Here is a 22795-nt window from a genome sequence, read left to right on the forward strand (position 1 = left end):
GCGGCAACGGCCGCGCCCACTGTGATTACAGATCCGCCAGCAGAATTTTGGAGCGGCGCTGGTAGTTGTACAACGCCTGTTTCTGCATCGGCAGCACGTCGACCTCCGCCGGGGTAAAGCCACGTTCCTGGAACCAGTGGATGCTACGGGTGGTCAGCACGAACAGCTTCTTCAGCCCCATCTGCCGCGCCTGATTTTCCACCCGCTGCAGCAGCATCTCGCCGCGCGAAGAACTGCGGTAATCGGGATGTACCGCGACACAGGCCATCTCACCGATTTTTTCCTCCAGGAACGGGTACAGTGCCGCACAGGCGATGGTCAGGTTGTCGCGTTCGATAATGGTGAACTTGTCGATCTCCATCTCCAGCTGTTCACGTGAACGGCGCACCAGAATACCCTGTTGTTCGAGCGGTCGGATCAGTTCCAGGATGCCGCCGATGTCGTTGATCGTCGCCCGGCGCACCTGCTCGGCGCTTTCCATCACGATTTGGGTGCCGATGCCGTCGCGCGAGAACAGCTCTTGCACCAGCGCGCCATCCTCCTGATAGCTGATCAAGTGGCTGCGGCGCACGCCGCTGCGGCAGCCTTTCACCGCGCCGCGCAGGAAGCGCACGGTGCCGGAATGGTAATCGCCGCCTTCCTCCAGTTCTTCAAGGCGCTTTTGCGCGTCGTTGGGGAACAGTTCGGAAAGGATATTGCCTTCTGCATCGGTCACGCCCTGTGAGGAGCAGAAACCGATCATTTTTTCCGCTTTCAGTTTGATCGCCAACTGGGTGGCCACTTCTTCCGAAGTCAGGTTGAAACTCTCGCCGGTGACTGAGACCGCGACCGGACCGATCAGCACGATGGCGTTGCTGTCGAGTTGGCGATGGATCGCTTCTTCATCGATGCGGCGAATGCGGCCGCTGTGGCAATAGTCGATGCCGTCATCAATACCCAGCGGCTGAGCGATGATGAAATTGCCGCTGACCACGTTAATGTGCGCGCCCTGCAGCGGCGTGTTGTTGAGGCTCATCGACAGGCGGGCGGTGATGTCCAGCTGCAACAAACCGGCGGCCTGCTTGACCAGTTCGAGCGTATGGGCGTCGGTTACGCGCGTGTGCTTGTGGTAGATCGGCTCAGAGTTATGCTGCGCCAGGTTGGCGTCGATCTGCGGCCGTGCGCCGTAAACCACTACCAGGCGGATGCCCAGACTATGCAACAGCCCGATATCGTTGACGATGTTGGAGAAATTCTCGTGTTCGATGGCTTCCCCGCCGAGCATGATGACAAACGTCTTGCCACGGTGGGCATTGATATAAGGGACTGAGTGACGGAATCCTTGCACCAGCTCTGTACTACGTTCCTTCACGGGCAAACCTCTTGTGAATATTTATACGATATTTTTGTATTTTTATTCTTTTATGGCGCTAATGGCAAGTGGGAAATCGTCATGAAGAGCGAGCTAAGGGCGCTAAATCGTTAATAAATTGAAAAACCATAAAAAGATTTTCTGATGACAGGGCTGGCATGATTGGTTAAAGTTTTTCGGCACCCCCATTTTATTGGTGTTTTTTTAATCTGTTGTAAACAGCTATTACTGCCGGAGCCGCATGCCAAACGCTAATCACAATCTGGGCCGCCGTCGTTTATTACAGGGCGTTGCCGCCAGCTGGTTGCTGAGTGTGAGTCGCACGGGCTTCGCCGCGTCGTCGCACGTGATTGCCGTGCGCGTCTGGCCATCCTCCACTTATACCCGCGTCACGCTGGAATCCAACGTCGAGCTGAAATACAAGCAGTTTGCCCTGACCAATCCCGATCGCGTGGTGGTGGATATCGAAGGCGTCCACCTCAACAGCGTGCTGAAAGGTATTGCCGGGCAGGTGCGCGCCGACGATCCGTATCTCAAGCAGGCGCGCGTCGGCCAGTTTGATCAGAATACCGTGCGGCTGGTGCTTGAGCTCAAGCAGAGCGTCAGCCCGCATATTTTCACGCTGGCGCCGGTACCGGAGTATCGCAACCGTCTGGTGATGGATCTCTACCCGACCAAGGGCGGCAGCGGCGGTGAGGAGTATGATCCGCTACTGGCGTTACTGGAAGATTACAACAAGGGCGATCTGGAGCGCACGCTGCCGCCGGAAGCGCCGCAGGCCGGCAAGGCGGGGCGCGATCGGCCGATCGTCATCATGCTGGATCCTGGCCACGGCGGCGAAGATCCCGGCGCTATTGGCAAGTACAAGACGCGCGAGAAAGATATCGTGCTGCAGATTGCCCGCAAGCTAAGCGCCATGATCAAGCGCGAGCCGAACATGAAAGTGTTCATGACGCGCAACGAAGATGTGTTTATCCCGCTCAAGGTGCGTGTCGCCAAGGCGCGCAAGCAGCGCGCCGATCTGTTCGTTTCGATTCACGCTGACGCCTTTACCAGCCGCGCCGCGCGCGGTTCATCGGTGTTCGCGTTGTCCACCAAGGGCGCCACCAGCTCGGCGGCCAAGTTCCTGGCGCAGACGCAGAACGCGTCGGACCAAATCGGCGGCGTCAGCAAGAGCGGCGACCGCTATCTCGACCATACCATGTTCGATCTGATCCAGACCGCGACCATCAACGACAGCCTGAAGTTCGGCAAGGAAGTGTTGAATCGGATGGGGAAAATCAACCGGTTGCACAAGAATCGCGTCGATCAGGCCGGTTTTGCGGTGTTGAAGGCGCCGGATATCCCGTCGATCCTGGTAGAGACGGCATTTATCAGCAACATCGAAGAGGAGCGCAAGCTGCGCACCAGCCATTTCCAGCAGCAGGTGGCGGAGTCGATTCTGGCGGGGATCAAGGCTTATTTCGCCAACGGCGGCGCGCTGGCGAGCCGATAAAAGCAGGGCCGGGCGCGAGTCCGGCTATTTTTGCGGATTGCAGATACAAAAAAACACCCGGAAGGGTGCTTATCTGTTGTCATCAAGAGTTGGTTGCGGAGGCCGGATTTGAACCGACGACCTTCGGGTTATGAGCCCGACGAGCTACCAGGCTGCTCCACCCCGCGTCCGTCTTGATGCTGTATTACTACGAAACCACCGTTCATGTTATGCCGCTGGTACGACATTCGGTTGGTTGCGGGGGCCGGATTTGAACCGACGACCTTCGGGTTATGAGCCCGACGAGCTACCAGGCTGCTCCACCCCGCGTCCGTATAATACTTTGTTATCGAAGCCAAACGCAAATACCGCCAATGCGGCATCGGTTGGTTGCGGGGGCCGGATTTGAACCGACGACCTTCGGGTTATGAGCCCGACGAGCTACCAGGCTGCTCCACCCCGCGTCCGATGGATGCGCACTATACTCTCCGTGCGTTTTGTTGCAAACCCTTTTTGCATTTTATTGGCCTAAACCCGTTTTTCTGCTGGATTTGCCCGCAATTTGCCTTCTTTTTCATCACCATCCTCCGTGCGGCTTTTTTTATTTGCAGCGATTCCTTTATCAATGAGCGTTTGTTATCGTTCAGCCGGTAGATCATATCAGTTTGAGAGTGTGCGCGATGAAAGGACGTTGGGGCAAATACCTGCTGGGCGGGTTGTTGGTGGCGGTGTTGGCGGGCTGTTCGTCCAAGCCGACCGATCGGGGTCAGCAATATAAAGACGGCCGTCTGGATCAATCGCTGGAGCTGGTCAATCAGCCCAACGCCAAAGGTTCGCCGGTCAACGCCAAGGATTATTCGGATCAGCTGATGGAGATCAAGTACGCGTCGCCTTCGCTGTTTAACCGCAACAACAGCACCTATCAGGCGGTGCAAAGCTGGATGGCGTCCGGCGCCGACACGCGCATGCTGAGCCAGTACGGCCTCAGCGCTTACCAGATGGAAGGTGTCGACAATTACGGCAACGTGCAGTTTACCGGCTACTATACGCCGGTGGTGCAGGCGCGCTATACCCAACAGGGCGAGTTCCGCTATCCGCTGTACCGCATGCCGCCGAAGGGCAGAGGCCGCTTGCCGGATCGCGCGGGCATCTATTCCGGCGCGCTTGACGATCGCTATATCATCGCTTACACCAACTCGCTGATGGACAACTTCATGATGGAAGTCCAGGGCAGTGGCTATGTCGACTACGGCAACGGCCAGCCGCTGGTGTTCTTCGGCTACGGCGGCAAGAACGGCCACGCCTATCGCAGCATCGGCAAGGTGCTGATCGATCGCGGTGAAGTGGCCAAGGCGGACATGTCGATGCAGGCGATCCGTCAGTGGGCGGATACCCACAGCGCCGCAGAGGTGCGTGAGCTGCTGGAGCAGAACCCGTCGTTCGTGTTCTTCCGTCCGGAAGCTTTTGCGCCGGTGAAGGGCGCCAGTGCGGTGCCGCTGATCGCCAAAGCCTCGGTGGCCTCCGACCGTTCGCTGATCCCGGCGGGCACTACGCTGCTGGCCGAAGTGCCGCTGCTGGACAACAAGGGTAAATTCACGGGAAAATACGAGATGCGTCTGATGGTCGCACTCGACGTGGGCGGGGCCATCAAGGGCCAGCATTTTGACATGTATCAGGGCATCGGGCCGGATGCCGGCCACTCGGCGGGATACTACAACCACTATGGCCGCGTCTGGGTGCTGAAGAACAACGGTGGCGGTCAGTTGTTCAGCGCCAATCAGTCAAACGGCGGCGGTTCGTTGCTGGCCACTCGGTAAACGCATACGACGTGAAAAGATTGACCCGCAAGGGCCGGATTTTCCGGCCCTTATCATTTGCATTACGAAGGTAATTAAAGCGTTATGAGCACAGCTTATTCGGAAGCCTATCTGCAGCGTTTCGGCGGCACGGCGCGATTGTACGGCCAGCAGGCGCTGGCGGTGTTCGCGCAGGCGCACGTCTGCGTGATCGGTATCGGCGGCGTGGGTTCCTGGGCGGCTGAGGCGCTGGCGCGCACCGGCATCGGCGCCATCACCCTGATCGACATGGATGATGTCTGCGTTACCAATACCAACCGCCAGATCCACGCGTTGCGCCAGCATGTCGGGCAATCGAAAACCGAGGTGATGGCGGAGCGTATCCTGGCGATCAACCCGGAATGCCGGGTGACCTGCATCGACGATTTCATCACCCCGGACAACGTCGCCGAGCTGCTGGACCATAACTTCAGCTACGTCATCGACGCGATCGACAGCGTGCGGCCGAAGGCGGCGTTGCTGTCATACTGCCGCCGCTTCAAGATCCCGGTGGTGACCACCGGCGGCGCCGGCGGTCAGGTCGATCCGACCAAAATCGAAGTGGCCGATCTGGCCAAAACCATCCAGGATCCGCTGGCCGCCAAGCTGCGCGAGCGGTTGAAGCACGATTTCAACGTGGTGAAAAACGGTAAGGGTAAGCTGGGCATCGACTGCGTCTTCTCCAGCGAACCGCTGGTTTACCCGCAGCCGGACGGTTCGGTGTGCGCTTCGCGCAGCACGGCGGAAGGGCCAAAAAGAATGGATTGCAGCGCGGGGTTCGGTGCGGCGACCATGGTTACCGCCACCTTCGGTTTCGTCGCCGTATCGCACGCGCTGAAAAAGATGGTGGCGAAGGCGGCGCGTCAGGCGTAACGGGCGGCGATCGCCTTGACGGCGGAGCCCAAGGCCGCCAGGCCGCTGGCGCGGGTGGCGCTCAGCTGCGCGCGCAATGCCAGACGGTCGAACAGCGCCAGCGGATCCAATGCGGCGATCTGCTGCGGCGTTTTTCCTTCCACTTCGGTCAGCAGCACCGCCAGCAGGCCGCGCACGATGCGGCCCTCGCTGTCGCCATAGAAGTGCAGCGTGCCGTCTTCCAGCAATTGGTGCCCTAACCAGACACGGTTTTCACACCCGCTCAACGCCATTTCTTCACTGCGCAAGGCCTCCGGCAGCGGCGGTAGCCGTTTTGCGAGCATGATCAGCTGGCGGTAGCGGTCTTCCCACTGTTTCAGCGCGCTGAAGGTGGCAATCAAGGCTTCGGCGGTGATCTCTCGGCCAAAAGGATGGGGGGCGAGCATAGTGTCTCCGGAAATCACGTCAGTCGGCCAGCAGATCGAGGGCGTGAGTCAACGCGCTGACCAGCGTATCGACATCCTGTTGTGTATTGTAGGGGGCGAACGACGCGCGCAGCGTGCCGCTGACGCCTAATGCCGCCATCAGCGGCTGCGCGCAGTGCTGGCCGGCGCGCAGCGCAATGCCTTGCTCCGCCAGCAGCGTGACGATGTCGCTGTGGTGTATGCCGGCGACATCGAACGCCAGCAGGCTGGAGCCGGAGCTGCGGAAGCTGCGAAAGCCCGGCAGCTGCGCCAACCGCTGTTCGGCCTGATCCGCCAGCTCGCGGCTGTAGCGCTCCGCCGCCGCCATGTCCTGTTCGCTGAGCCAGGTGAGTGCGGCGGCCAACCCCAGCACGCCGGCGATGTTTGGCGTGCCGGCTTCGAAACAGTGCGGCGGCTTTTGTGGGGTAAAACCGTCGAACGACGCCTGGGTCAGCATCTTGCCGCCGCCTTGCCAGGGGGCCATCTGCGCCAGCAGCTCGGCTTTGCCGTACAGCGCGCCGATGCCGGTCGGGCCATACAGCTTGTGGCCGGAGAAGGCGTAGAAATCGATATCGAGCCGCTGTACGTCGGCCGGGCCGTGAACCACGCCCTGAGCGCCGTCAATCATCACGTGCGCGCCGGCGGCATGCGCCATGGCGATTGCCGGTGCCAGATCCGGGCAGCCGCCGGTGACGTTGGACATTTGCCCCAACGCCAAAAGGCGGGTTTTGTCGTTGAGCAGGGCGGGCAGCTGCGTCAAATCCGGCAACCGATCGGCGCCGATGGGCAGTTTCACCACCCGCGCGCCGGTTTGTTCCGCCACCATCAGCCAGGGGATCAGGTTAGCGTGGTGTTCCGCTTCGCTCACCAGGATTTCATCGCCCGGCAGCAGACGCGGGCGCAGGTAGCTCTGCGCCACCAGGTTGATCGCCTCGGTGGTGCCGCGCGTCCAGACGATGTCGTCGGCCGACGGCGCATTGATCAATTTCGCCACCTGGCCGCGTGCCTGCTCGAAGCGGGCAGTCAGATCCTGCGCCGCCCGATGCTGGCTGCGGTGCACGGTGGCGGCGTCATCGCGATAAAATTGCTGCGTGGCGTCGATGACCGCCTGCGGTTTCAACGCGGTGGCGGCGCTGTCCAGATAGATACCATCCTGCGCGAGCGCGGGAAACTGTTGGCGAAAAAGGCTGGGGTTAAAAGGCGTCATACCCTGATTGTCACTGGCTTGAGTCGATGGGTGATCCTGTCCTATTTTGCCGCCGGAGACAAGCGATCCTGCCTATTAGGACTTATCGCCTGGCAAAATTGGAAAAGTTTGTTATGCTATTAAATGTGCGCTTATTAATCGCATCTATACACATAAAAGGTATTTATCAGCATTTAAAACTAAAAAGGAGTCCTCAATGAAGAAAACAGCCGCAGTTCTCTCTGCCCTGATGCTGACGTTCACCCTGGCCGCCTGTTCCAGCAACTACGTGATGCATACCAATGACGGACGCACCATTGTCGCTGACGGCAAGCCAAAAGTGGACAACGATACCGGCATGATCAGCTATAAAGACGCTAACGGCGTCGAGCAGCAGATCAACCGCGCCGATGTGAAAGAGATGGTTGAAAGCAACCAGTAACCGTCAGGCAAAAAAAAGCACCGCAAGTTTTGCGGTGCTGCATAAAATCACTATGGACAGACAGGGTAAATGTACAGGAAGTGAAAAAACAGTAGCCTAGCTACCATGTCCGGAATCGCCGGACAATTTGCAAACACAACATCACAACCACAAGCCAAAAGTTCATCGGCGTCCTCGACACCCACTCCCTTTTCGTTCCGGCCCGGGAAGTGCCGCCACTATAGGTATTTGCTGGCGCATCCTCAACGGACAAATTATAATGGCTCGGATTAAAAAAACTAATGGCAATACGCCGTTAGCGTTTACCGATGGCTTGCCACACAAAGCCGCCCGATTTTCGGCGCCGAATCATTCGGATTAATGTTACACAAAAGTAGCTAATTTAATGTCTAAACGCTTACCTCCCCTCAATGCGCTGCGCGTGTTCGATGCGGCCGCTCGCCACCTGAGTTTCACCAAGGCGGCGGAAGAGTTGTTCGTGACCCAGGCCGCGGTGAGCCACCAGATCAAGTCGCTGGAGGACTTTCTCGGACTGAAGCTGTTTCGCCGGCGCAATCGCTCGCTGCTGCTGACCGAAGAGGGCCAAAGTTACTACCTCGATATCAAGGAGATTTTCTCTTCGATCAACGAGGCGACGCGCAAGCTGCAGGCGCGTAGCGCCAAGGGGGCATTGACCGTCAGTCTGCCGCCGAGCTTCGCCATTCAGTGGCTGGTGCCACGGCTGTCCGGCTTTAACTCAGCTTATCCGGGCATCGACGTGCGCATCCAGGCGGTGGACCGCGAAGAGGACAAGCTGGCGGACGACGTCGACGTGGCGATTTTCTACGGCCGCGGCAACTGGCCGGGACTGCGCGCCGAGCGCCTGTATGCGGAATATTTGCTGCCGGTGTGTTCGCCGAGCCTGCTGACCGGCGATCATCCGCTGAAAACCGCAGAGGATCTGGCTTATCATACGTTGCTGCATGACGTTTCACGCCGCGACTGGCTGGCCTATACGCGCCAGCTGGGGTTGCAGCACATCAACGTGCAGCAGGGGCCGATCTTCAGCCACAGCGCCATGGTGGTGCAGGCGGCAGTGCACGGTCAGGGCGTGGCGCTGGTGAACAACGTGATGGCGCAAACCGAGATTGAAGCCGGTCGCCTGGTGTGCCCGTTCAACGATGTGCTGGTCAGTAAAAACGCTTTTTATCTGGTATGTCATGACAGCCAGGCAGAACTGGGTAAAATAGCCGCCTTCCGGCAGTGGATCCTGGCGCGCGCCGCCAGCGAACAAGAGAAGTTCCGCTTCCGCTACGAACAATAAGGCCGGCCGCCGCCTTGCCGCGGCCGGTAATTTTTAATGGGATAGATCACGATGAGCAGCCGTTCCATGCTGGTTTTCGCCGCTATCAGCGGCTTTGTGTTTGTCGCGTTGGGCGCATTCGGCGCGCATGTGTTAAGCGGTACGCTCGGCGCCAATGAAATGGCCTGGATCCGTACCGGGCTGGAGTATCAGGGGTTCCACACCCTGGCCATCCTGGCGCTGGCGGTCGCGATGCAGCGCCGCGTGAGCCTGTGGTTTTACTGGAGCGGAGCGCTGTTGGCGTTCGGCACCGTGTTGTTCAGCGGCAGCCTCTATTGCCTGGCGCTGTCGCACCTGAAGGTCTGGGTATATATCACGCCGGTTGGCGGCGTGTGCTTCCTGATCGGCTGGATATTGATGTTGATTGGCGCTTTGCGTCTGAGGAAAAAGGCCGAGCGCCATGAATAAGATTGCGTTGTACTGCCGCCCAGGCTTTGAAAAAGAGTGTGCGGCAGAGATCACCGACAAAGCCGCCCAGCTGGAGATTTACGGCTTTGCACGAGTAAAAGAGCACAGCGGTTACGTGCTGTTCGAATGCTATCAGCCGGACGATGCCGATCGCCTGGCGCGGGAGATTCCGTTCCGCGAACTGATTTTCGCCCGCCAGATGATCGTGGTAGGTGAGCTGCTGCGCGATCTGCCACCGGAAGATCGGGTATCGCCGATCGTTGGCATGCTGATCGGCGTGGTTGACCGCGGCGGCGAGCTGCGGGTGGAAGTGCCGGACACCAACGAAAGCAAAGAGCTGATGAAATTCTGCCGCAAATTGACGGTGCCGCTGCGCGCCGCGATGCGCGAGCAGAAGGTGCTGATGGCGCGGGAGAACCCGACTCGCCCGGTGGTGCACGTGTTCTTTATCGCGCCGGGCTGCTGCTACGTCGGTTACTCCTACAGCAACAACAACTCGCCGTTCTACATGGGCATTCCGCGTCTGCGTTTCCCGGCCGATGCGCCGAGCCGTTCGACGCTGAAGCTGGAAGAAGCGTTCCACGTGTTCATCCCCGCCGACGAGTGGGACGAACGCCTGGCCAGCGGCATGCACGCGGTCGATCTGGGCGCCTGCCCGGGCGGCTGGACCTATCAGCTGGTGAAACGCAGCATGATGGTGCATTCGGTGGATAACGGCCCGATGGCGCCGAGCCTGATGGAAACCGGCCAGGTGACGCACCACCGCGCCGACGGCTTCAAGTTCGAGCCGAACAGCAGCAAAATCTACTGGCTGGTGTGCGACATGGTGGAGAAACCGGCGAAAGTGACCAGCCTGATGATTCAGTGGCTGGTGAAAGGTTGGTGCCGCGAAGCGATCTTTAACCTCAAGCTGCCGATGAAAAAGCGCTATGAGGAAGTGTCGCAAAACCTGATGAGCATCCGCGAAGCGCTGGGCGCTGCCGGCATCAGCGTCGAAGTGCACGCCAAACAGCTGTATCACGACCGCGAAGAGATCACCGTACACGTGCGCCGCATGTGGTCGGCGGTGCCGGGTCGGCGCGACGAGCGCGATTAATCGCGTTAAACCTGATGAAGGGCGCTGCTTGCAGCGCCCTTATTGTATCGGCAGGCGCAGCTGCTGCAGGTTGCCGTCCAGCGACAGATCGGTGCGCAGCGTGGCGACTTGTTTGCTGACGTAGGCCAGCTCGTGGTGCTGCTCCAGCTTGCCGCGCCATTTCTCCGGCACCTGCTCCAGGTGCTGATAGATCCCGTCCAGACTGCCCGACTGCTGCAACAGCAGCACGGCGGTTTTCGGCCCGATGCCGGCCACGCCGGGGATCTTGCTGCTGCCGATCCCCGCCAGCCCCCAATAGTCCGGTAGCTGCTGCGGCTGTACGCCGAATTCCTGTTGCACGAAAGGCATATCTAGCCAGCGTTTTTGGAAGTAATCGCGGATCTGTACGTTCGGCGCCAGCAGTTGGCAATAGCCTTTGTCGGTGGAGACGATGGTCACCTGATGGCCGCCGCCGGCGACTTTCGCCGCCAGCGTGGCCGCCAGATCGTCCGCTTCGTTGCCGGGTGAATGCCAGCTGGCGACGCCCAGTTCGGCGAAGGCCTCACGCAACTGCGGCATCTCCTGTTGCAGGTTTTCCGGCATCGGCGAACGCCCGGCCTTGTAGTCCGGCAGAATTTGGTGGCGCCAGCTTTCGCTGCGGTCGTCCTCGTCAAATACCGCCACCGCGTGGGTCGGGCGGCTGTGCTGAAGCAACTGCTGCAGCGCGTGGCGACAGGCGTTGACGCAAGGGGAGCCCTGTACGGCGTGAATGCGGCGGATGAGGTTCAGGGCGTCGACAATCAGTAGGTGTATCATCATGGGCGGCAAGGTCAGAAAAACAGGGCGGCCGTTACGCCGCCCAGGATTGAGGATCAGGCGACGATTTCGTAGCAGGGCACATAGGCGCTGCCCGGCAGCTTCATGCGGTGCTGGGCGACAAAGCCCTGCAGCAGGCTGTCCATCTGCTTCATCATCTGCGGTTCGCCGTGCAGCTTGTACGGGCCGAACTGTTCAATGGCGTGGATGCCGTTTTCCTTCACGTTACCGGCCACGATGCCGGAGAAGGCGCGGCGCAGCGCGGCGGCCAATTGCTCCGGCGGCTGGTTCGGATACAGATTGAGGTTCGCCATGTTCTCGTGGGTCGGCTCGAACGGCAGCTGCAGATCCGGCGCGATGCGGATCGACCAGTTAAAGCTGTAGGCGTCGCCGGTGTTGCGGCGGTTTTCCTTCACCAGCGGCATGGCTTTCTTCATCTGCCGCGCCACTTCCGCCGGATCGTCGATGATAATGGTGTAGTGACGGCGCGCCGCGTCGCCCAGCGTGTTCATGATGAACTCGTCCAGCACGCGGAAGTAGTCGGCGCTCTCTTTCGGCCCGGTCAGGATCAGCGGCAGCACCTGTTCGCTGTTCTCCGGATTCATCAGGATACCCAGCAGGTACAGCAGCTCTTCGGCGGTGCCGACGCCGCCAGGGAAGATGATGATGCCATGCGCGATGCGCACGAACGCTTCCAGACGTTTTTCGATGTCCGGCATGATCACCAGCTCGTTCACCAGCGGGTTAGGCGGCTCGGCGGCGATGATCGACGGCTCGGTCATGCCGATGAAGCGGCTGTTGCGGTAACGCTGCTGTGCGTGACCGACCGCTGCGCCTTTCATCGGCGCTTCCATGGCGCCCGGCCCGCAGCCGGTGCAGATGTTCAACTCGCGCAGGCCCAGCTGGCTGCCGACCTTGCGCGCGTACAGGTATTCGTTCTCGTTGATTGAGTGGCCGCCCCAGCACACCACCATGTTGGGATCTTCATCCAGATGCAGCGTGCGTGCATTGCGCAGGATCGAGAACACCAGGTTGGTGATGTGGGCCGAGTTTTCCAGGTTCAGATGCTGGAAACGGCCGGCGCTGGCGATTTGGCCGTGCACGAACAGGATGTCGCGCAACACGGCGAACAGGTTGGCCTGCAATGAACGGATGATGCGGCCGTCGACGAACGCCTCTTCCGGCGGGTTGACCAGCTCCAGTTTCACGCCACGCTCGCGGCGCAGCACGTTGATATCGAAGGTTTCATAGCGCGACAGTAGCTGTTTGCTGTTGTCGGTTTGGCTGCCGGAGTTCAACACGGCCAGCGAACAGTTGCGGAACAGGCGGTACAGGTCGCTGCTGGCAGTGCGTTTCAGCATGTCTACTTCCAGCTGCGACAATAAATCCATAGAGCCAAGCGGGCTGATGTGTGTAATCAAGGTAACTCCTTTGCACCCGGTGCGGGGCGGTAGTAATCCATACGCAGCAAAACAGCATCTCGTTATGGTTGGCGTGCTGCGGTGCAACGGGCGTTCTGCCCGGCTGCAGCCTCGTTTTAACCTTACCGCCGTCCCTGCGCTTTTACCAACACAAACCGCTCGTTAGCTCAGTTGTTGAGCAATGTTTCGCACTTATTGGCGCGCCAGGCGGCCGTGCTCGGGAGTGAACGCGACGTTGCTGCGCCACGGGTTGATGTCCAGCCCGCCGCGACGGGTGTAGCGAGCGTAAACCGTCAGGCTCTGCGGCCGGCAGTAGCGCATCAAATCATTGAAGATGCGCTCGACGCACTGTTCGTGGAATTCGTTGTGGTGGCGGAAGGAGACCAGGTAGCGCAGGAGCGCTTCGCGATCGATCTTGGCGCCGCGATAGCTTATCTGCACCGAGCCCCAGTCCGGTTGATGGGTGATCAGGCAGTTGGACTTCAGCAGGTGGCTGACCAATTGCTCTTCCACTACTTCTTCACCGGCGGCGTTCAGCAGGTAGTCGGCGTTGAACTCATAATTGTCGATGCGGATATCCTGTTGGTCGATGCAGTCGCCGGCCAGACGGGCGATCGGCGTGCCTTCCAACTGCTCGACGCTGAACAGGGTGACGCTGACTTCGCCCTGGGCGCAGGCGGACAGATCGCGCTGCAGGGTGCTGCGCACCGTTTCCCAATCGGCGAACGGCGTTTGGTTGAAGCTGTTGAGATACAGCTTGAAGCTTTTCGATTCGATCAGGTTCAGGCTGTCGGCATTGAGGCTGATCTCGCCGACCGCCACCTGCGGCAGCCCGTTGGCGTTCAGCCAGGAGAGTTCGTACAGCGTCCAGATGTCCGCGCCGTGGAAGGGCAGGTTGTCGGGATACAGCCCCAGCGGCTCGCGGTTCATGCTGCGCGGCACCGCCTGCAGCAGCGTGGCGTCGTAGCGATCGCGGTAGGCGGTGGGTTTGCCCAGCGTCAGCCCCGACAGGGCCTGGTGGTCTTGATATGAGGACATCTGCTGTCACCTCGGTCAGAGATAGGTACAATGGCCGTCAGTTTAACGTATGCGAGAAAGAATATGGACCATGATGTATCGCACGCCCTGCGTGAATTCACTCAACGCTATGTCGAGTTGTGGCAGCAAGAGCGCGGCCACGCGCCGGCCAGCGAGGCGCTGTACGGCGTGCCGTCGCCCTGCATCGTGGAGAATCGCGAGGACGACGTGCTGTGGTTGCCGCAGCCTTTCGAACCGGCGGCGACGCTGGAAAAGGTAGAGACCGCGCTGGAGCTGCGTTTGCAGCCGGATGCGCATCGCTTCTACACGCAGCAATACGCCGGCGACATGAGCGCGCAGTTCGGCGAGCATCGCCTGAGCCTGCTGCAGGTCTGGAGCGAAGAGGATTTTATCCGCCTGCAGGAAAACCTCATCGGCCATTTAGTGACGCAAAAGCGCCACAAATTGTCGCCGACCCTCTTCCTGGCGACCACCGAATCCGAGATGACGATGGTGTCGCTGTGCAACGTCAGCGGCAACGTGGTACTGGAGCAGTTCGGCAGCGATAAGCGCACCTTGTTGGCGGCGACGCTCGGGAATTTCCTCGATGCGCTGCGCCCGGTGTTGGACTGAATCGCGACGGATTCGCCGTCGCCCGTGTGAGAGATCTCTCACACGGGCTGTGAGATATCGCTCTTAATTTTTCCCACCTTTTTCCAGGCTATGAGATTATTGTTATCCAGATCAATTGGTTAGAATTTCTTTAGGATAACTCTTAGTCTTAATTTAGTGTGAGACACCTCCCAAACCCTTGTGATTCCGGGGAATTTAAGCGATCTTATCGTTACCGGAACGGAACCGGCGGAGCAGGAAAGCATCAGGATGATGCAGCTTCAGGAAGAAGAAAGGGATGCGCTCAGGCAGAGCGAAGGATGGCGTCAGGAGATGCCCAGGATGTTTCAGGATAGAAACCAGGGACACCTCCAGGACGGAGATTGAGAGCCGACACAGGACTGTCGGCGGGTCAGGAAGGCTGAGGAACCGCGTCAGGACGATGCTGCAGGATGATGCAAGGATCACTTGGTCAGGATGGCCGCAGGAAAAGTTTTCAAGGATTGAGCAGGGAGCACACTGTGTAGCGGGATAGCTATAAAACGAACCGGGGGCACTGTTAACGCAGTGCCCCCAACTTTTTGTTCTCTCCCGCCGTGCGTGCTCCTCTGCTTAATCCATCGCCAGCGTTAACCAATCGCGCCCAGCGTATCGCCTGCGCCCTGTTTTTTCGGCAGCAGGAACAGCGTGGCGTAGATATCCAGCAGGTAAATCGCCGCCAGCAGGCTGATGGCGGCGGTAAATGACACCTGCGTCACCAGCGCACCGATCACCAATGGCCCCAGGCCGCCGACGCCGCGCCCCAGATTGAACAGGATGTTTTGCGCGGTGGCGCGCGCCTGTACCGGGTAGGTATCGGAAATCAATGCGCCGTAGCCGCCGATCATGCCGTTGACGAACATGCCCATCACGGCGCCGGCGAACAGCATCAGCATCGGATCGCTCAACTGGGCGTAACCGATCACCATCACTACCGCGCCTACCTGATACAACACGAAAATCTTCCAGCGGGCGAAGCGATCGGCCAGCACGCCAAACAGCCAGATACCGAACGTCATGCCGACCACCGTCACCGCCGTCCACAGGCCGGACTTGGTGAGTGAGAAGCCGAAGTTTTTCGCCAGGTAAGTCGGCATCCAGATCATCAGCCCGTAGTAACCGAAGTTCTGCACCGAACAGAGAATGAAGATGCCGATGCTGGCCTTGCTGGTAGTGCGATCCTTAAACAGCAGGCGCAAACGCTGCAGGAAGGAGAGCGGCCGCCCGGCGTCTTTCTGCCGCACGAACGCCTCCGGCTCGCCCAGCGTGCGGCGGATCAGGAATGACGCCAGCGCCGGCAGCAGACCGACCAGGAACATACCGCGCCAGCCGATGTGTTCCAGCAGCAGCGGCGTCAGGAAGGCGGCTGCCAGCACGCCCAATTGCCAGCCCATGCCGACGTAAGCCGAAGCGCGGTTGCGTTTCTCCGCCGGCCAGGCTTCGGCGATCAGCGCCATGCCGATGCCGAATTCGCCGCCCAGCCCGATGCCCGCCAGGGTGCGATAGGCCAGCAGATCCCAATACCCTTGCGCCACGGCGCACAGGCCGGTGAACAGGGAAAACATCAGAATGGTGATGGTCAGCACCCGGATGCGGCCGAAACGATCGCTGAGGTGGCCGAAGATCACGCCGCCCAGCACCGCGCCGATCAGCGTCCAGGTGACCAGCGAACCGGCGGCCGATGAGGTTAATCCTAATTCGATGCTGATGGCCGGCAGCATAAAGCCGAGGATCAGCAGGTCAAACCCGTCCATGGCATAACCGGTGACCGAGGCCAGCATGGCTTTACCGGGCGTCGCGTGGTTTTTTTTCTCTGTTATTACGGACATGAATCTTTATCTGAGTGGTGTATTCGGTGGGCCTATTGTGCCGCGCGGCGGCGATCGCCACCAGATAAAAACGGCAGCCGGTCTCGGGCGCGCCAAATTTGGGCTATAAAAATGCTATGCTTTGCCGCCTTTCAGCCAGCGAGCTGAATACCATAATGAAAAGAGATCGGGAATGCAGATGAGTATACATAACCAGGTGCGCCGCAGTTTGCAGGCGATTGAACAATCCATGCGCGATCTGGCGCTGTGGCAGGCCGCGCCGCCTGAGCATGAGGCTTTTTCCAGCACCGAGCCGTTCTGTATCGACAGCATGTCGGCCGAAGCCTGGCTGCAGTGGGTGTTTCTGCCGCGCATGTATGCGCTGCTGGACGCCCAAGCGCCGCTGCCGACGCGCTTCGCCATCACGCCTTATTTCGAAGAGGCGCTGAAAGATCGTGAGCCGAGCAGCCTGCCGCTGCTGGTGCTGCTGCAACAGCTGGATTTGATGTTGAATAAAGAGCCGTAATCCGCCGGCGGCGCGCAGATTTTTGCCGTCCGGCAGTGTAGAGTACTCGCGCGGATGCCGGGCAGGAGAGCCGACGGTGTCTTTCGGCTCGGTTGAACCGCGACGGTTGACCGGGGGCTGCATTAGGATGATGAGGTGCTGCAATAATGGATTTATTAAGGTTTATCCTGCGTTTGCCTTTTACCCTGGTTAAGGGCGTTTGTCGCCTGCTGGGTGGGGTGTTGTCGCTGTTGGGACGGTTGCTGAGACCGCTGGTCGGCAACCTCAGCTGGCGCGCGCCGGCCTGGTGGGCTGCGCTGCCGCGCGGTTTCTTGCGGCTCGAAAGCGGCGTGGATAAACACCCGAAAGCGATCGGTCTGGGCCTGCTGCTGCTGGCGGGGGCCGCGGGCGGCGCGTTTTACGGTTGGCACTGGTGGCAAAATCGGCCCCAGCCCATCGAGCCGGCGCCGTTGGTGGTTCAGGAGATCAGCGCCGAGGTGGCCAACCCCGAGCCGATAGATTACGCCGCCGCCCGGCAGGCGCCGCAAACGGTGAGCCTGACCTTCAGCGGCTCGGTCGCGCCGATCGCCGTGGTGGGTAAAACCGTGAGCGCCGGTATCACCCTCAAACCGACGGCGGAAGGGCAGTGGGCGTGGAGCAATGAATCAACGCTGGTGTTCTCGCCGAAAAAACCGCTGCCGATGGGGGCGAAATATGAGGTGGCCCTGGAGCCCGCCACCTTGCTGGCGCCGCAGGTCAAGCTCGCCAAAACCCGCTATGCCTTCACCGTGCCCGCGTTCGATTACCGTCTGGGGCAGGCCGAGTATTACCGCGATCCACAGAATGCACAGAAACGCAGCGCGATTTTCAATCTGCAGTTCAACGCGCCGGTTGACGTCGCCAGCTTTGAAAAACAGATTTCGCTGGGATTGAAGGAAGGCAGCACGTCCTCCGAGAAAAAGCTGAACTTCTCTCTGGTCTATGACGAGAAAAAACTGAACGCCTGGGTGCATTCCGAACCGCTTCAGGCGCTGGATCAGGGCGGCGCGGTGCATCTGACCGTCGGTAAGGGCGTTAAATCGACGGCGGCCGGCAACGCTGTCGAAGAGGCGAAAAGCAACTGGGTCAAGGTACCCACCCTCTACAGCCTGGCGCTGAGTGACGCCAGCGCTCAGGTCGTGGACACCGACGGCGGCCAAGGGCAGCGTGCGCTGGTGGTCGGTTTCAGCGATGCGGTGAAGGATAAAGAGTTGGTGCGGGCCACCAAAGCCTGGCTGCTGCCGCAGCATGATCCGAGCGATGCCGAGGCCGCCAACGATGCCGAAGACTTCTATCAATGGACGGTCGACAGCGTCGGCAAAAACGTGCTGGCGCAGGCGACGCCACTGCCGTTGACGCTTAACGAGGCGGAAGAGGCCTATCAACCGCAGTTCAGCTTCCGTTTCGACGCTCCGGCGCACCGCTTTGTGTTGCTCGAGATAGACAACCAGCTGGTCTCTGTCGGCGGTTACAAGATGCCGAAGAAGGTTTATCGGGTGGTCGAAGTGCCGGAGTTCCCGAAATCGCTGCAGTTCATGTCGCAGGGCTCGCTGCTGTCGGTTAACGGCGACAAGCAGATCAGCGTGGCGGCGCGTAACGTGGCGGGCCTGCGGCTGGACATCAAACGGGTGATCCCGAGCCAGCTGCAGCACATTGTCTCCTTCAAAAGTCGGGACTACTCGTCCACGGAATTCAACCGTCTCAACGACGAATATTTCACCGAGCATTTCAAATACCAAACGGCGCTCAACAACGAGCGGCCGGGGGAAGTGAACTATCAGGGCATCGATCTCTCCCGTTATCTCTCCACCAACGCCAGCTCCCATCGCGGGGTATTCCTGCTGACGCTGTCCGAATGGCAGCCGAACCGAAAACCGGCGGCGGAAGAGGCGGGCACCGAGCAGGATCAGGAACAAGATGAAAGCGAAGGGGAAGAGCAGCCCGACGTCGGCGATTCGCGCTTTGTGGTGGTGACCGATCTGGGCATCGTCGCCAAGAGCTCGCAGGATAAGACGCGCGATGTCTTTGTGCAGTCGATCCAAAGCGGCGCACCGGTCAGCGGCGCCACCGTGTCGGTAGTGGCCAAAAACGGCGTGACGCTGCTCAGCCAAACCACCGGTGCCGACGGCCACGTGCGTTTCCCGGCGCTCGATGTATACACCAACGAGCGCCAGCCGGTGATGTTCCTGGTGGAAAAGGAAGGGGATGTCTCCTTCCTGCCGACCGGTAGCTATAACGATCGCGGGCTGGACTTCTCGCGCTTCGACGTCGCCGGTGAACAAACGCCGACCGATCCGCGCACCCTCAGCAGTTATCTATTCTCCGATCGCGGCGTTTATCGGCCGGGGGATACTTTCAATATTGGCCTGATCACCCGCGCCGCCGACTGGGGCGTTGGCCTGGCCGGCGTGCCGGTGCGTGCCGAAATTCGCGATCCGCGCGACAAGCTGATGTCCACCGTACCGCTGACGCTGGGCGCCAGCGGTTTCAACGAGCTGAGCTATACCACCGATGAAAACTCACCGACCGGCGAGTGGAACGTCTATCTGTATCTGATCGGCAAAAACAACGATACCTCCACGCTGCTCGGCCATACCGCGGTCAATGTGAAGGAGTTCGAACCGGATCAGCTGAAAGTGAAGCTGGCGTTGACGCCGGACCGCCAGCAAGGCTGGGTAAAACCGTCTGAGCTGAAGGCCAGCATCGACGTGCAGAACCTGTTCGGCACCCCGGCGCAAGATCGCCGCGTGACCACCAGGATGACGCTGCGGCCGATGTATCCGAGCTTCGATCGCTTCCCGGATTATGCGTTCTACGAAAACCGGCAAAACAGCGACGGGTTCGAAACCGAGCTGGAAGATTGCACCACCGATGAGCATGGCGCGGCCGATATTCCGCTCGATCTGAAATCCTACGCCGACGCGACCTATCAGCTGCAGCTGTTGTCGGAGGCGTTCGTCGCCGGCGGCGGTCGTTCGGTGGCGGCTACCGCCCGTACGCTGGTTTCGCCTTACGATTATCTGATTGGGGTGAAGGCCGACGGCGATCTGGGCTACATCAATCGCGACGCGGAGCGGCATCTGAATGTGATCGCCATCGATCCGGCCCTGAAACAGATCGCCATGCCGAATCTGAAGCAGGTGCTGATCGAACAGAAATACATTTCGGTGCTGACCAAACAGGATTCGGGCGTTTACAAATACCAGTCGAAGATGAAGGAAGTGCAGCTGTCGGAACAGCCGCTGGCGCTGAGCGAGCAGGGCGCGGATCTGCGGCTGACGACTGATAAGCCGGGCGACTTCGTGCTGGTGATTGAAGATGCGCAGGGCAAGACGCTCAACCGCGTCGCCTACAGCGTGGCCGGCAACGCCAACCTGAGCCGTTCGCTGGATCGCAACGCCGAACTGAAGCTGAAACTGAACCAGGCGGAATACCAGCCGGGCGAGGAGATCGAGGTGGCGATTAACGCGCCCTATACCGGCAGCGGTTTGATCACCATCGAGAAGGACAAGGTTTACGCCTGGCAGTGGTTCCACAGCGATACCACCAGCTCGGTGCAGACGATCCGCGTGCCGGCCGGCATGGAGGGCAACGGCTACATCAACGTGCAGTTCGTGCGCGACATCAACTCCAGCGAGATCTTCATGAGCCCGCTGAGCTACGGCGTGATGCCGTTCAAGATCAGCACCAAGGCGCGCCAAAACAGCCTTGAGGTGACGGCGCCGGCGGTCATCAAGCCGGGTGAAAACCTGACGATGACGGTCAAGACCGACGCGCCGCAGCAGGTGGCGCTGTTCGCCGTCGATGAGGGCATTCTGCAGGTGGCGCGCTACCACCTGAAGGATCCGCTGGAGTTCTTCTTCAGCAAGCGCGAACTGAACGTGAGCAGCTCCCAGATCCTCGATCTGATCCTGCCGGAGTTCAGCAAGCTGATGGCGCTGACCGCGGCGCCGGGCGGCGACGCGGGCGAAGGGCTGGATCTCAACCTCAACCCGTTCAAACGCAAGCGTGACAAGCCGGTGGCCTATTGGTCCGGCATTACCGAGGTCAGCGGCGAGAAGCAGTTCGTCTACCCGGTGCCGGACTACTTCAACGGCAAGATCCGCGTCATGGCGATTTCGGTGACGCCGGAGAAAATCGGCAAGGCGCAAACCGCTGCCACGGTGCGCGACAGCTTCATCATGACGCCGAACGTGCCGGCGATGGTGGCACCGGGCGACGAGTTTGACGTCAGCGTGGGTGTCAGCAACAACCTCGAAGGGCTGAACGGTCAGCCGGTGGCCATCAACGTTCTGTTGACGCCGCCGCCGCAGTTGGAGGTGGTGGGCAACGCGACGCAAAGCCTGACGCTGGCGGAAAAACGCGAAGGCGTGATCGCTTTCCGTCTGCGCGCCAAAGCCGTGCTGGGCGATGCGCCGCTGGTATTCGACGCCCGTTACGGCGACCAGGCCAGCCGCCGCACCGTCAGCACCTCGGTGCGGCCGGCGGCGCCATACCGCACCCAATCGGTGATGGGGCGCATGAGCGGTAGCAGTCAGAACGTCGATGGCCTGCGTCAGATGTTCGACGCTTTCGCGCAGCGCCGGGCGGCGGTGTCGAATTCGCCGCTGGTGCTGACCAATGGGCTGGCGCAATACCTGGCGGATTATCCGTATTACTGTTCCGAGCAGATTGTCAGCCGTTCCATTCCGCTGATGCTGCAGAGCCGCCACCCAGAGATGAAAAGCAGCCTGAGCCAGGCGGAAGTCAGCAAGCAGCTGCGCAACCTGCTTGGCGTGCTGCGCGCGCGCCAGAACGACAGCGGGGCGATCGGCGCCTGGCGTTCATCGCCGGATGCCGATCCTTTCGTCACGCCTTATGTGGTGCAATATCTGCTCGAAGCCAAAGCGGCGGGCTACGCCCTGCCGGAAGGCATGCTGGATGAAGCCAACGGCGCGTTGCGCGAGCTGGCGGCCAGCGGGTTCGACGATCTGTATCTGCTGCGCCTGCGCAGCTGGGCGGTTTACCTGCTGACGCTGCAGGGCGAAGTGACCACCAACTCGCTGGCGGCGGTGCAGGATACGCTGCAAAAACGCTATGGCGAGGAGTGGAAAACCGACCTGAGCGCGCTGTATCTGGCCTCTTCCTATCGCCTGTTGAAGATGGACGACGAAGCCGCCGCGCTGTTGCAACCGAGCTGGCAGCAACTGAGCAAAGCCTATGACAGCGCCTGGTGGACGCAGAACTATTTCGATCCGCTGGTGCAGGATGCGACGCGGCTGTATTTGATTACCCGTCACTTCCCTGAGAAGGTGGCGTCGATTCCGCCGCAGGTGCTGGAGAATATGGTCAAGGCACTGAAAGAAGAGCGTTACACCACGTACTCCTCTGCAATGAGCATCCTGGCGCTGGAAAGCTATTCGACTGAGGTGGCGGCGCAGTCCGCCAATGCGGATGCATTGGGCATCGTGCAGGTAGGCAAAAGCGGCGGCGAGCCGCAGCGCATCAGTGAGCTGCAGGGGCTGTTCGTTCAGGGGCAGTTTAACGCCGATGCCACCGCCGTGCGCTTCACCAACGGCGGCAATGCGCCGGCCTGGTATGTGGTGACGCAGGCCGGTTACGATCTGAATGCGCCGCAAAAAGCGCTGTCGCGCGGGATTGAGATCGTCCGCGAGTACACCGACGAGCAAGGCAAAGCGGTGACGCAGGTGACGCTGGGGCAGAAGATCAACGTCCATCTGAAGGTGCGCGCCAACTCGAAAGAGGGGCAGAGCAACCTGGCGATCGTCGATCTGCTGCCGGGCGGGTTCGAAGTGGTGCAGCAGACGCCGCCGGAACCGGCCGATACCGGCGAGGAGAGCGACGATCGCGGCGGTTGGCAGTCGCCGCTGGCCGCCACCGGCTCTACCTGGGCGCCGGATTACAGCGATATCCGCGAAGATCGGGTGATTATCTACGGCAACGCCGGCACCGAGGTGCAGGAGTTCGTCTATCAGATCAAGGCCACCAATACCGGCAGCTTTATTGTTCCACCGGCCTACGGCGAAGCCATGTACGACCGTGAAGTGCAGGCCATGTCGGCCGGCGGCGGCAAGCTGGTGGTGGTGCCGGCGGGCAACGACTAGGCCGT

At 60.2% G+C, this 22795-nt stretch carries 17 protein-coding genes and 3 tRNA genes; 10 read left to right on the forward strand and 10 right to left on the reverse strand.

Annotated elements, in window-relative coordinates:
- Window positions 1–25 precede the first annotated feature (25 nt).
- Entirely contained in the window at window positions 26–1351 is a 1326-nt protein-coding gene (argA, locus tag FOT55_RS07080; protein WP_025304056.1) for an amino-acid N-acetyltransferase, read from the reverse strand.
- Window positions 1352–1592: 241 nt separating this feature from the next.
- Here argA and amiC point away from each other — a divergent pair, with 241 nt between their 5' ends.
- The gene (gene amiC / locus FOT55_RS07085; protein ID WP_004931882.1) at window positions 1593–2846 is read left to right on the forward strand and encodes an N-acetylmuramoyl-L-alanine amidase AmiC; all 1254 of its coding nucleotides are present in this window, start codon (window positions 1593–1595) and stop codon (window positions 2844–2846) included.
- Window positions 2847–2936: 90 nt separating this feature from the next.
- On the opposite strand, the gene FOT55_RS07090 is transcribed toward amiC, so the two are convergent.
- The 3 genes from FOT55_RS07090 to FOT55_RS07100 form a co-directional block, all read right to left on the reverse strand.
- Window positions 2937–3013 (reverse strand) — tRNA-Met (locus tag FOT55_RS07090).
- A 65-nt stretch (window positions 3014–3078) separates the two neighbouring features.
- Window positions 3079–3155 (reverse strand) — tRNA-Met (locus FOT55_RS07095).
- A gap of 57 nt (window positions 3156–3212) precedes the next feature.
- A tRNA-Met gene (locus tag FOT55_RS07100) sits at window positions 3213–3289 on the reverse strand.
- 216 nt (window positions 3290–3505) lie between these two features.
- Between FOT55_RS07100 and mltA the strand changes: the two genes are divergently transcribed.
- Together mltA and tcdA are read left to right on the forward strand one after the other, a co-directional pair.
- Window positions 3506–4642: a murein transglycosylase A gene (gene mltA / locus FOT55_RS07105; RefSeq protein WP_025304054.1), complete on the forward strand. Its 1137-nt coding sequence runs from the start codon at window positions 3506–3508 to the stop codon at window positions 4640–4642.
- Window positions 4643–4726: 84 nt separating this feature from the next.
- A complete protein-coding gene (gene tcdA, locus FOT55_RS07110) occupies window positions 4727–5533 on the forward strand; it encodes a tRNA cyclic N6-threonylcarbamoyladenosine(37) synthase TcdA (RefSeq protein ID WP_025304053.1) in 807 nt (268 codons plus the stop codon).
- Here the strand turns inward: tcdA and csdE are convergent.
- Complete coding sequence (gene csdE, locus FOT55_RS07115) at window positions 5524–5958, reverse strand: cysteine desulfurase sulfur acceptor subunit CsdE (RefSeq protein WP_049206161.1); 435 nt, start codon at window positions 5956–5958, stop codon at window positions 5524–5526. The genes tcdA and csdE overlap by 10 nt on opposite strands.
- Before the next feature lie 19 nt (window positions 5959–5977).
- Window positions 5978–7183, reverse strand: coding sequence for a cysteine desulfurase CsdA (gene csdA, locus FOT55_RS07120; protein ID WP_141998858.1), 1206 nt, complete (start codon window positions 7181–7183; stop codon window positions 5978–5980).
- Between the two features lie 196 nt (window positions 7184–7379).
- On the opposite strand from csdA, the gene FOT55_RS07125 reads away from it, so the two are divergent.
- The 4 genes from FOT55_RS07125 to rlmM all read left to right on the forward strand — a co-directional run bounded on the left by FOT55_RS07125 (window position 7380) and on the right by rlmM (window position 10450).
- Window positions 7380–7604 carry a YgdI/YgdR family lipoprotein gene (locus tag FOT55_RS07125; RefSeq protein ID WP_025304050.1) on the forward strand — a complete coding sequence of 75 codons (225 nt, stop codon included), beginning with the start codon at window positions 7380–7382 and terminating at the stop codon, window positions 7602–7604.
- A gap of 385 nt (window positions 7605–7989) precedes the next feature.
- Complete coding sequence (locus FOT55_RS07130; RefSeq protein WP_025304049.1) at window positions 7990–8907, forward strand: transcriptional regulator GcvA; 918 nt, start codon at window positions 7990–7992, stop codon at window positions 8905–8907.
- Window positions 8908–8958: 51 nt separating this feature from the next.
- A complete protein-coding gene (locus tag FOT55_RS07135) occupies window positions 8959–9354 on the forward strand; it encodes a DUF423 domain-containing protein (protein ID WP_004931896.1) in 396 nt (131 codons plus the stop codon).
- Window positions 9347–10450 (forward strand): 23S rRNA (cytidine(2498)-2'-O)-methyltransferase RlmM, encoded by a 1104-nt coding sequence (rlmM, locus tag FOT55_RS07140; protein ID WP_019455735.1) that lies wholly within the window; start codon window positions 9347–9349, stop codon window positions 10448–10450. The genes FOT55_RS07135 and rlmM overlap by 8 nt, the downstream gene beginning before the upstream one ends.
- 39 nt (window positions 10451–10489) lie before the next feature.
- Here rlmM and xni read toward each other — a convergent pair whose 3' ends face one another.
- The 3 genes from xni to queF form a co-directional block, all read right to left on the reverse strand.
- The gene (xni, locus tag FOT55_RS07145; protein WP_147823289.1) at window positions 10490–11248 is read right to left on the reverse strand and encodes a flap endonuclease Xni; all 759 of its coding nucleotides are present in this window, start codon (window positions 11246–11248) and stop codon (window positions 10490–10492) included.
- Window positions 11249–11301: 53 nt separating this feature from the next.
- Window positions 11302–12666: a nucleotide 5'-monophosphate nucleosidase PpnN gene (gene ppnN, locus FOT55_RS07150; protein ID WP_019455737.1), complete on the reverse strand. Its 1365-nt coding sequence runs from the start codon at window positions 12664–12666 to the stop codon at window positions 11302–11304.
- 192 nt (window positions 12667–12858) lie between these two features.
- On the reverse strand, window positions 12859–13704 hold the full coding sequence (gene queF / locus FOT55_RS07155) for an NADPH-dependent 7-cyano-7-deazaguanine reductase QueF (RefSeq protein ID WP_147823290.1): 846 nt from the start codon (window positions 13702–13704) through the stop codon (window positions 12859–12861).
- A gap of 63 nt (window positions 13705–13767) precedes the next feature.
- Here queF and syd point away from each other — a divergent pair, with 63 nt between their 5' ends.
- Entirely contained in the window at window positions 13768–14316 is a 549-nt protein-coding gene (syd, locus tag FOT55_RS07160; protein ID WP_147823291.1) for a SecY-interacting protein, read from the forward strand.
- A gap of 608 nt (window positions 14317–14924) precedes the next feature.
- Here the strand turns inward: syd and FOT55_RS07165 are convergent.
- Window positions 14925–16163, reverse strand: coding sequence for an MFS transporter (locus FOT55_RS07165; RefSeq protein WP_147823292.1), 1239 nt, complete (start codon window positions 16161–16163; stop codon window positions 14925–14927).
- A 178-nt stretch (window positions 16164–16341) separates the two neighbouring features.
- Between FOT55_RS07165 and FOT55_RS07170 the strand changes: the two genes are divergently transcribed.
- Both FOT55_RS07170 and FOT55_RS07175 read left to right on the forward strand, forming a co-directional pair.
- Entirely contained in the window at window positions 16342–16668 is a 327-nt protein-coding gene (locus tag FOT55_RS07170; protein ID WP_025304043.1) for a YqcC family protein, read from the forward strand.
- A 146-nt stretch (window positions 16669–16814) separates the two neighbouring features.
- Window positions 16815–22790, forward strand: a complete 5976-nt coding sequence (locus tag FOT55_RS07175; RefSeq protein WP_147823293.1) for an alpha-2-macroglobulin family protein — start codon at window positions 16815–16817, stop codon at window positions 22788–22790.
- Window positions 22791–22795 lie beyond the last annotated feature (5 nt).

This window comes from Serratia bockelmannii, assembly GCF_008011855.1.
In the GTDB taxonomy this organism is placed as follows: Bacteria; Pseudomonadota; Gammaproteobacteria; order Enterobacterales; family Enterobacteriaceae; genus Serratia; species Serratia bockelmannii.